Annotated in this window: 10 protein-coding genes; 6 read left to right on the top strand and 4 right to left on the bottom strand. The window is 43.1% G+C overall.

Annotated features, from left to right (window positions below; translation table 11 throughout):
• Positions 1 to 79: 79 nt before the first annotated feature.
• The 3 genes from RMY00_RS34970 to RMY00_RS34980 all read left to right on the top strand — a co-directional run bounded on the left by RMY00_RS34970 (position 80) and on the right by RMY00_RS34980 (position 3,692).
• The gene (locus RMY00_RS34970; RefSeq protein WP_322651942.1) at positions 80 to 1,168 is read left to right on the top strand and encodes an AI-2E family transporter; all 1,089 of its coding nucleotides are present in this window, start codon (positions 80 to 82) and stop codon (positions 1,166 to 1,168) included.
• Positions 1,169 to 1,461: 293 nt separating this feature from the next.
• Positions 1,462 to 2,292: a ScpA family protein gene (locus RMY00_RS34975; RefSeq protein WP_322651943.1), complete on the top strand. Its 831-nt coding sequence runs from the start codon at positions 1,462 to 1,464 to the stop codon at positions 2,290 to 2,292.
• Positions 2,293 to 2,522: 230 nt separating this feature from the next.
• Positions 2,523 to 3,692 (top strand): NDP-sugar synthase, encoded by a 1,170-nt coding sequence (locus RMY00_RS34980; protein ID WP_322651944.1) that lies wholly within the window; start codon positions 2,523 to 2,525, stop codon positions 3,690 to 3,692.
• 86 nt (positions 3,693 to 3,778) lie between these two features.
• Here RMY00_RS34980 and speA read toward each other — a convergent pair whose 3' ends face one another.
• Positions 3,779 to 5,791, bottom strand: a complete 2,013-nt coding sequence (gene speA / locus RMY00_RS34985) for a biosynthetic arginine decarboxylase (RefSeq protein WP_322651945.1) — start codon at positions 5,789 to 5,791, stop codon at positions 3,779 to 3,781.
• A gap of 224 nt (positions 5,792 to 6,015) precedes the next feature.
• On the opposite strand from speA, the gene ndk reads away from it, so the two are divergent.
• Complete coding sequence (gene ndk, locus RMY00_RS34990; RefSeq protein WP_118162278.1) at positions 6,016 to 6,465, top strand: nucleoside-diphosphate kinase; 450 nt, start codon at positions 6,016 to 6,018, stop codon at positions 6,463 to 6,465.
• Positions 6,466 to 6,534: 69 nt separating this feature from the next.
• On the opposite strand, the gene RMY00_RS34995 is transcribed toward ndk, so the two are convergent.
• Entirely contained in the window at positions 6,535 to 7,257 is a 723-nt protein-coding gene (locus RMY00_RS34995) for a TerC family protein (RefSeq protein WP_322651946.1), read from the bottom strand.
• Positions 7,258 to 7,528: 271 nt separating this feature from the next.
• On the opposite strand from RMY00_RS34995, the gene RMY00_RS35000 reads away from it, so the two are divergent.
• Both RMY00_RS35000 and RMY00_RS35005 read left to right on the top strand, forming a co-directional pair.
• On the top strand, positions 7,529 to 7,798 hold the full coding sequence (locus RMY00_RS35000) for a type II toxin-antitoxin system ParD family antitoxin (RefSeq protein WP_322651947.1): 270 nt from the start codon (positions 7,529 to 7,531) through the stop codon (positions 7,796 to 7,798).
• A gap of 79 nt (positions 7,799 to 7,877) precedes the next feature.
• A complete protein-coding gene (locus RMY00_RS35005; RefSeq protein ID WP_322651951.1) occupies positions 7,878 to 8,027 on the top strand; it encodes a type II toxin-antitoxin system RelE/ParE family toxin in 150 nt (49 codons plus the stop codon).
• A 106-nt stretch (positions 8,028 to 8,133) separates the two neighbouring features.
• Here the strand turns inward: RMY00_RS35005 and RMY00_RS35010 are convergent, their stop codons facing one another.
• Both RMY00_RS35010 and RMY00_RS35015 read right to left on the bottom strand, forming a co-directional pair.
• On the bottom strand, positions 8,134 to 8,430 hold the full coding sequence (locus RMY00_RS35010) for a hypothetical protein (RefSeq protein WP_322651948.1): 297 nt from the start codon (positions 8,428 to 8,430) through the stop codon (positions 8,134 to 8,136).
• 908 nt (positions 8,431 to 9,338) lie between these two features.
• On the bottom strand, positions 9,339 to 10,056 hold a 718-nt coding region (locus RMY00_RS35015), incomplete at its 5' end, for a tetratricopeptide repeat-containing protein (RefSeq protein ID WP_322651949.1).

Consider the following 10,056-nt stretch of genomic DNA (forward strand, 5'->3'; position numbering starts at 1 on the left):
AAAATATCTATGATGATGATCAGCACCATCAAGAATTTTACAAATTCTCTCAAAGAATATTTAAAATAGGTTGCATAAGATGCGCCGTTCGGCCTCCCTTCAACGCCTGTTAATTTATGGTCTAAGCGGCCCGATTATCGCTCTCAATGTCTGGCTGCTGTCTGTGCTTTTTCGCTATTTTCAGCATCCCATTACCGTCTTGATCATTGCAGCGATTCTGGCTTTTCTACTAAATTACCCGGTTAAGTTCTTTGAACGTGCCCGGATCACGCGCACTCAGGCAGTGATCATAGTTTTACTTGGAACATTAACCCTGTTGGTGATTCTGGGCGTCACTCTAGTACCGTTGATCATTGATCAAACAATTCAACTGTTAAATAATATCCCTGATTGGTTAGGAGCCAGTCAAGAAAACTTAAAGCAGTTTGAGATGCTGGCAAAACAACGACGTTTGCCAATTGATTTAAGGGTTGTGAGCAGCCAAATCAATGCCAACATTCAGAATCTGGTACAACAACTAGCTTCTGGTGCAGTGGGATTTGCTGGAACACTGCTCTCAGGATTACTTGACGTAGTGTTAGTAATCGTGCTTGCATTTTATATGCTTTTATATGGCGATCGCGTCTGGTATGGTCTGATCAATCTTTTGCCCTCTAATATTGCAGATCCTCTTACCGCATCCTTGCGCCTAAATTTTCAGAACTTTTTCCTCAGCCAGTTATTGCTAGGACTGTTCATGGTGCTAACCCTGACGCCAATTTTCTTAGTAATGAAGCTGCCCTTTGCCTTGTTGTTTGCCATATTAATCGGGATCTCGGAACTCATTCCCTTTATCGGGGCATCTCTCGGCATTGGTCTAGTGACGATTTTAGTACTGCTGCAAAGTTGGTGGTTGGCAGTTCAAGTTGCCATAGCGGCAATTCTCATGCAGCAGCTTAAAGATAACTTGTTAGCTCCCAGGTTACTTGGCAACTTTATCGGACTGAATCCTATCTGGATTTTTGTAGCTATTTTGATGGGATTTGAGATTGCTGGCTTGTTGGGGACACTTGTTGCTGTTCCCATTGCTGGTACTATTAAAGGCACTTTCGATGCGATTAAGAGCGGTAAGCCAAGTAACTTTGTCTCAACAACTGTCACTATTCCTCGTGACCCACCTCCTGATTAAGAGGGCAGGGGAAGCAGGGGAGCAGAGGGGACAAGGGGACAAAGTGACAAAAGTTTAGAACTTCCAACAAGTCTTTCCCCTTGTCATTTTCCCAATACCATGCAAAAGCTTTAATATACAAAACTTTTGACTTTTGACTTTTGACTTTTGACTTCCGCCTTGCGGTAATGCCCAATCCCCCATATCAAAAGTTGCAGAATCCGATCTCACAATTCACAATGGTGATTGATTACAAATTTCTGGGAATACTGCCAACAGGCAGTTCTTGTCATTAATTAATTTAGAACCCGTTAATGGAAGCTTCCGAGCTATTAGAAACAATCACATTTCTGATTTACCAAGCTGAGCAGGGAGAAATTGACCCTTGGGATGTCCAAGTGATTGAGGTGATTGACCGTTACTTAGAACTGATGGCACCGGAGACAATAGGAAGAGGTTATGAATCGGACTTGTCTCAATCTGGACAGGCATTTTTGTCAGCATCAATGCTGGTATTGTTCAAAGCCAATACCTTGATGCAATTGTCAACAGTAGGAGATATTGTAGATGGTGTAGTAGATGATTCTCTATTGGAAGATGAAGACGGAATATCACATCAAGGTCATCGTCTACCATTAGAACGGCAATTGCGTCGTCGTGCATCGGCAATGCCACCACCAAAGCGCCGGGTGACTCTGCAAGAGTTAATTAAGCAATTGCAGATTATGGCGACCCAGCTAAAACAGGTAGAAAAAGTCAGCAAACCTATCCGTCCCAGACGGCTGCCTAGCGTCCAAAGTATGCGGGAGGCGCTGGAGTTAGCTCACCAAGAAAATCTGACGGAAGTAGCCGGGGAACTGGAACAGGTGTTGAATGTGTCAGCAAGGGAGCTAAATTTAGAACAAAATTGGTTGAATATAGAACAACTTGTAGAGTTGTGGACTCAGACAAAGCATCTCAAGCAAAATGGGTCTGGACATGATTCTAAACACAGTAACCTAGTTAGCGTTTTCTGGGCACTACTGTTACTCTCGGCTCAATCGAAAGTAGAGCTATTTCAAGAGGAGTTCTACGATGAAATTAAAGTTCGGCTACTTACAGATTCAGCTAAGACTGGCAAACCTTTTGAGGAGTCGATGAACTAAGAAAATGATAAGTAGCTTTACAGATAATTTACAGATTTTTGATTCAGCCCCAAAATCCGAGTAAATTGAAAAGATAAGCGATCGCTTGTCATCTAAGTATACCTATGGTTGCAATAACCACTAATTACTGTTATCCCTGTTTAAGGGATAACTTAGAGCAGAAATAAAAACTGATGATTAAGTATCACTTGATGAAAGTAAACTGGCTTGTGGTTGAGGAATAAATTTTTATGAAAGCGATGATTCTCGCGGCTGGCAAGGGTACTCGCGTGCGTCCGATTACCTATACAATTCCTAAACCAATGATTCCCATCCTGCAAAAGCCAGTGATGGAGTTTTTGCTGGAACTGTTACGCCAACATGGATTTGACCAAATTATGGTCAATGTTAGTCATTTGGCTGAGGAAATAGAAAACTATTTTCGTGACGGTCAACGGTTTGGGGTGCAAATTGCCTATTCCTTTGAAGGAAAAATTGATGACAATGGGAAACTGGAAGGCGAAGCAATTGGTTCAGCTGGAGGGATGCGCCGCATCCAAGACTTCTCACCCTTTTTTGATGATACCTTTGTAGTATTGTGCGGTGATGCTTTAATTGATTTGGATTTAAGTGCGGCGGTTAAATGGCATAGAGCTAAAGGCTCGATCGCCACTATTATTACAAAATCTGTCCCCAAAGAAGAAGTTTCTAGCTACGGTGTGGTGGTAACAGACGAAGAGGGGCGTGTTAAAGCTTTCCAAGAAAAACCTTCAACAGAAGAAGCCCTCAGCACCAACATCAACACAGGTATTTACATCTTTGAACCAGAGGTGTTTAACTATATTCCCTCTGGTGTCGAATATGATATTGGTGGCCAATTGTTTCCCAAATTGGTAGAAATCAAAGCCCCCTTCTACGCCATCCCTATGGACTTTGAATGGGTAGATATTGGTAAAGTACCAGATTATTGGCGGGCAATTCGCGGTGTACTGCTAGGTGAAATCAAGAATGTACAAATTCCTGGTCATGAAGTCGCTCCTGGCATCTACACTGGCTTAAATGTAGCCATAAATTGGGACAAAGTGGATATCACTGGCCCAGTTTACATTGGCGGCATGACGAGAATCGAAGACGGAGCTAAAATTGTCGGCCCAGCGATGATTGGCCCTAATTGTTGGATATGTAGTGGTGCAACAGTAGAAAACAGTGTAATTTTTGAATGGTCGCGCCTGGGCCCAGGAGTGCGTTTAATCGATAAGCTGGTGTTTGGACGTTATTGCGTGGATAAAACTGGTGCTGCAATAGATGTTCAAGCGGCTGCTTTAGACTGGCTGATTACCGATGCCCGTCAGACTCCACCATCACATACGCCTCTTGAGTTACAAGCGATAGAGGAATTGTTGGGGACAAACGCAAGTTAGGGAATGGGACAGGGGGCAGAGGCAGGGGGCAGGGGGAATAACTAATCTCCAATTAATTCCCAATCCTCAATCCCCAATCCCCAATCCTAACTATTTAAGTACGTATATCTTCTGAGACTCTGTTCGTAGGTTTGTAGCAGTCGCTGAGATTCTGCTAAAGTGATGCGCTTTTCTTCTAATGCTTTTTCGCAACGCTGGCGAATGTTTTCCACCATATCTTCGGAGTCATACTGGACATAGCTCACCACTTCGGTCATGGTGTCACCTTTGACAACATGTTCAATCTGGTAACCTTTGGGCGTCAATTGAATGTGAACGGCGTTAGTATCCCCAAATAGGTTGTGTAAATTGCCCATAATTTCCTGGTAAGCTCCATTTAGGAACATTCCCAAATAATAGGGTTCTCCGGGCTTGTAGGTGTGTAGTTCTAAAACCGATTTGACATCGCGCAGGTCTATAAAGCGGTCGATTTTCCCATCACTGTCGCAGGTGAGGTCTGCTAAAATTCCCCGCCGCATTGGTTCTTCATCCAAGCGGTGGATTGGCATGATTGGGAATAGTTGGTCGATCGCCCAACAATCTGGTGCTGATTGAAACACTGACATATTCACGTAGTAGATGGAAGCCATGATTTTTTCTAGGTCTTCCAATTCATCGGGTACGTATTCTTGCTGTCTAGTGATCTTGAGAATTTTCTGACAACAAGCCCAGTAGAGGCGTTCGGCTTTGGCTCGTTCTCTGAGGCGTAATATTCCTAAGTTAAAGCGACTGATGGCTTCTTCTTTAAATTGTGCCGCGTCGTGGTAGAACTCTTGATAATTCTCTTGGTTGATGGATTGGTAAGTTTCCCAAAGATAATTAATAATCGGGGATTCTCCCTCTTGTGGAGGTTCTGGTGAATCAATAGGGACATCACTAGTACTGAGAACGTCGAAAATCAGTACCGACTGATGAGATGCGATCGCTCGTCCACTTTCACTAATCAGTGTTGGTACGGCAATCTGGCGCTCTGCACAGGTATCTTTTAACTCTGCCACGATGTCATTAGCATAGTTCTGCATATTGTAATTTTTCGATGCATAGAAGTTGGTTTGGGAGCCATCGTAATCTACGCCCAAGCCGCCACCAACATCAAGATATTTCATATCTGCCCCCAGCATCGACAATTCCACATAAATGCGGCTGGCTTCTTGGATGGCATCTTTAATTACATTGATGGCAGAGATTTGTGAGCCGATGTGGAAGTGCATCAACTGCAAAGAATCAAGCAGGTTAGCTTCGCGTAACTTGTCAACAGCCTCGATTACTTCAGGCATTGTCAAACCAAATTTAGCGCGATCGCCACTAGAGGTTCCCCAACGTCCCATGCCTTGGGTACTGAGTTTGGCACGAACACCTAATATCGGTTTAATACCTAACTGGCGATTGGCATCAATCACCAAATCAACCTCTTCAATCTGTTCTAAAACGATGATTGGTGTTTGCCCTAATCTTTGGGCTAACATTGCCGTTTCGATGTATTCTCGGTCTTTGTAGCCGTTGCAAACTAACAACGCTCCTGGTGTATCCAAAACAGCTAGAGCAATCATTAATTCTGGCTTGGAACCGGCTTCTAATCCAAATTGATGAGGTTTGCCAAATTTTACTAAATCCTCAATCAAATGCCGCTCTTGATTGCATTTTACGGGAAACACGCCACGGTAGACACCGGGGTAATTATAGCGGGCGATCGCTTTAGCAAAACAAGCGTTTAACCGCTCAATCCGGTCTTCCAAAATATCGGAAAAACGAATCAACATGGGGAGTCCCAAGTTGCGCTGCTTCATGGCGTTGACCAATTCAAACAAGTCAAGAGAACCGCCGCGATCGCCCTTGGGTGATACGGTAACGTGTCCAGCAGCGCTAATGGAAAAATAAGGTTGTCCCCAACCTTCAATGCGGTATAAGGCTTCACTATCCTCAATTTTCCAGGAGCGAGGTAAATCTCCTGTGGTAGGACTAGGTGGTAACAGCTTTTTTTGCTTATGGTTTTTCACTTCTTTGTGTCCATTGGACGGTAGTACCACCTCGTCAGATGTAGCAGTTGAATCAGCACCCATTTCTTCCTAACCTCTGTTTTTCGCCCACAATTTAACAATTTAACGCATTCATTTGGGAACGTATATGTACCCAAGGATAATTTCTGAGATAAACTCTGATTGGTCAAGAGTCATTAGTAATTGGTCATTAGTCAAGAGTGCAAAACCCCTTACGGGGGGACAAATGACAAAAGACAAATGACTAATGACAAAATAAAAACTTTATTAAGCTTTGGGAGCTCACAATGGAACGTACATTCTTAGCAATTAAACCAGATGGAGTACAACGGGGATTAGTAGGGGAAATTATCCGTCGCTTTGAAACTAAAGGTTTTACCTTAGTTGGTTTGAAGTTCCTGCAAGTCAGTCGGGAATTGGCCGAACAACACTATGATGTTCACCGGGAACGTCCCTTTTTTGCTGGTCTAGTGGAATTTATTATTTCTAGCCCAGTGGTGGCGATGGTATGGGAAGGTGATGGTGTTGTTGCATCTGCCAGAAAGATTATTGGTGCGACAAACCCCTTAACATCAGAGCCAGGAACGATTCGCGGTGATTTTGGCATCAATATTGGTCGCAACTTAATCCACGGTTCTGATGCTCCAGAAACCGCGCAAAAGGAAATAGCCCTATGGTTTAAGGATGAAGAATTAGTAAATTGGCAACCACACTTAACGCCTTGGTTGCACGAGTAAGACATTAGAGACTGGGGACTGGGTATTGGGAACTAGGAATTAGTTATTTCCCCCTGCCCCCTGCTCTTTTTATTTCGAGACTTCGCTTTTTTCTGGTTCTACTTGGGGCAATTCAGTGCCAACACGCTTGGAAAATCCCCAACCTAAAATCAGGAAGATGGCAGCAATCATGATCCATTCTGGTGGAACAAAACTATCGTTCACCACTTTTAACAACAAGCGCAAGCCCACCAACGCTACAGTTACATAGCCTGCGTCTTCTAGATTTTCATATTCGTCTAACCAACGGATGAACAATCCCGCCATGAATCGCAGCGTAATAATACCAATTGTTGCACCCGTCAGCACTAGCCATTTTTCTTGAGAAACTGCGATCGCGGTTGTCACGCTATCCAAAGAAAATGCCAAATCTGTAAATGCAATCACTGGTATCGCTTGCAACAATGAATCAAAACGCGGCCCGTGATGGTGATCGTCCTTGGCTTCTTCCGAGGTAAAGTGTTGGAATACCAACCACAGTAGATAAGCAGCGCCCAATAATTCAAATTGCCAGAATTGTTGCACCCAAGTGGCTGTGAGAATCAAGGAGATTCGCAGCACATAAGCAACGACTAAACCAAAGTTCAAAGCTTTACGCTCAAGTTCTTTGTCTTCTAGCCCCCTAGCGATCGCAGCCAGGGCGATAGCATTGTCGGCAGATAACAGCGCCTCTAAAAGCACCAGGATCAGCAGAACTATAGGGGCTTCAACGCTGAAGTGAAAGTCGAGGTAATCAAAAATTCGGTCTAGCATTCCGGGTTTCTCAAGCAGAAAAAATTAAAATTTGACAAGAACAGAGATTTGCATATTAAAAAGCGCAATAAATTGCCACTCTAATTCAGCTTAACGTGGTTGTGGTGCATTTTGAAGAGGGTTGAATGTATGCGAGCGCAGTGCAAGTGGGGTAATTTGCGTATAAGTCAATACACCAAAAGTTTTAACATTTAGTGAATGCGATCGCAATAGACTACTGTCAGTTAGCATCTAAAATTAGAAAATGAGAACAAAAATATAGTAATAGCTTATGAATATTTCCTTAACCACCGAGCTTGAGCAGTTCATTCAAAGTCAGGTTGCAAGTGGGAAATACACTTCATCAGAGGAAGTGATTCTTGCAGGTATTAAGCTGTTAGAGGAACGGGAACATATTTACAAGGGTCGGTTTGAGGAACTGCAAAGAGAAATTATGATTGGGGTTAAGCAACTTGATCGCCAAGAACGACTCGACGGTAGAGAAGTAATCGAGCAACTGCGTCAAAAGAACCAAGCTTTGAGAAAGACTCAGGGGCAATAATGAGTTTATATTTTCTATCGCCTCAAGCTACCCAAGACTTACAAGAATTAACGATTACCTGTTTGTTGGAAATCCAGATATCGCAGATAAATTTCTCACAATCATCATTCAAAAGTTTGATATCTTAGCACAGTTTCCTAGTATGAGGCGTAGACGGGATAAGCTTTTACCTACGTTGCGTAGCTTTCCAGTTGATGATTATTTGATATTTTATCGCCCAATTTTCTGATTAAAATCACTACTTTTTGGGTTTAGCATATTGCTAAACCCCTACGACAGATGAAATTCAAGTAGGGTGCGTTGCGCTGCACGACAACGCACCATCTAGATATGTCCTATTGCATTAAAATCTGACGGATTAAAATACTCATTACCTCGCCTGGGTTGGCGGTTGGTAGTAGCGGACTCCAATCGCCTATGCTGGCATAGCCAATCACTTGCAGATAGTGAATTGTGCTAGTAACTGCTTTTGGAGAACCTATTAATAGATGTTTAATCGGTTCTCTTTTGGGTAATTGATTTTCAGAAGATTGATTCAGGATGGGTGTATTTAATTCGCCATCTAAGTATTGCTGTAATTCTGATTGGGCGAACTTCTGATTTTTTACAAACTTTTGTACTTGTGTCATCATTGTAACTGTCTCCCAGAATGGGGGTTTACAGAAAGGCGATCGCAGATTCTTGGCAGAGGGCGATCGCCTTTCTTATTTGTATATTAAAGTATAAAATTATACTTGTAAAGCCCTAAATCAAAAATAAATTAACAGTTAAAAGCATTTATTTGTAGCTAAAATTATTTTTTTGCCGTCGTTATTTAGCATTTATAATTAGCTTATGAAAACAAGAATATCGTCATAATTTATGAATATTTATTTATGAATCACACACATCTACAACGCATTACTCATAATCCAATACAGTTCAGTTAAGCCTAAAACTCAACTTCTACGTAGGTTGGGTTAAGGAATGAAACCCAACATTTTTCGGGGTTTGTTGGGTAACACTAAAGTTCAACCCAACCTACAATTATCCTTAACCCAAGCGTATTGCTTTATAAGGGGGAGTCGTTCATCGAATTCGGGCAGCCGTTTATTGAATTCGGGGAGTCGTTTATTGAATTCGGGCAGCCGTTTATTGAATTCGGGGCGTCGTTTATTGAATTCGGGGTGTCGTTTATTGAATTCGGGGAGTCGTTTATTGAATTCGGGCAGCCGTTTATTGAATTCGGGGCGTCGTTTAAGTGGGTATGCAAAAATATTTATGTCATTGCGTAGGCAAAGCCTTCCCGTAGGGTACAAAGAGAAGCAATCGCAAGGCCTTGCGATTGCTTCTCTACGAGACGCTCCGCCAACGTTCCGCTTCGTTACACTCGCAATGACAATGTATATTTAATTTTGCATGACTACTTACATGAAATCAGCAACGCCAATATTTTTATTTTTTCTGAAGATGTTCAGGCTGTCTTGTTGTTTGCTGCTTGACTCAGCGCAAAGTTTCCTTGGCAGACTGCTAGCTGTATTTTATAATCACAACTTTCGCTTCACTCAAATAATCTTAAAAGCTTGTCCCACCAGGAATTGTTAGCATTATTCTTAACTTTACGACTAGCACTCTTTTGAGCTTGAAGATATTCTAGATTTTTCCGAACAGTAACCGTATTGGGATGATTTACCCCTAGCACCTGCTGACAAATTTCTAGAGCTTGGAGATACAGGGGTTCGGCTTGGTCGTAGCGTCCTTGAGAATTGTAGAGTCCTGCCAGGTTGTTCAGGCTGTTGGCAACATCGGGATGTGCTTCTCCCAGCAGGCGTTTCCTCAGTTCTAAAGCTTGGAGATACAGGGGTTCGGCTTGGTCGTAGCGTCCTTGAGAATTGTAGAGTCCTGCCAGGTTGTTCAGGCTGTTGGCAACATCGGGATGTGCTTCTCCCAGCAGGCGTTTCCTCAGTTCTAAAGCTTGGAGATACAGGGGTTCGGCTTGGTCGTAGCGTCCTTGAGATTTGTAGAGACTTGCCAGGTCGTTCATGCTGGTGGCAACATCAGGATGTGCATCTCCCAGCAGGCGTTTCCTCAGTTCTAAAGCTTGGAGATACAGAGGTTCGGCTTGGTCGTAGCGTCCTTGAGATTTGTAGAGACTTGCCAGGTCGTTCATGCTGGTGGCAACATCAGGATGTGCATCTCCCAGCAGGCGTTTCCTCAGTTCTAGAGCTTGCAGAAACAGGGGTTCGGCTTGGTCGTAGCGTCCTTGAGAATAGTAGAGT

Source organism: Nostoc sp. ChiVER01, from assembly GCF_034531155.1.
GTDB lineage: Bacteria > Cyanobacteriota > Cyanobacteriia > Cyanobacteriales > Nostocaceae > Nostoc.